Genomic DNA, 225 nt, shown 5'->3' with positions numbered 1-225 from the left:
GAGGTGTTGAAGGGGGTTGGGGAGAATTGAGGGATGGAGAGTATTTATGTAAAAAGGGTGGTGAAAATTATTGGGATAGGGTAGATTGGTGAATTTGGTGGAGAGATGGTGAGGGATGGAGGGGAGGAGAGGATTGGGTGGAAGATTGAAGTGGGGGGGAAGGTGTTGATGGTGGTTGTTGGTATAGGGATGATGAGGATTATTATGGAAAGGGTGATGAAGGTG

At 47.1% G+C, this 225-nt stretch carries 1 protein-coding gene; it reads left to right on the top strand.

What is annotated here, in order from left to right; genetic code table 11:
• Positions 1-84: 84 nt before the first annotated feature.
• A partial coding sequence (locus tag FS628_RS33170) for a SpoIIIAC/SpoIIIAD family protein (RefSeq protein WP_369008900.1) occupies positions 85-225 on the top strand: 141 nt, incomplete at its 3' end.

This window comes from Paenibacillus xylanexedens (assembly GCF_007676705.1).
Lineage (GTDB): Bacteria > Bacillota > Bacilli > Paenibacillales > Paenibacillaceae > Paenibacillus > Paenibacillus xylanexedens_C.
This window is presented reverse-complemented; position numbering and strand designations above follow the sequence as displayed.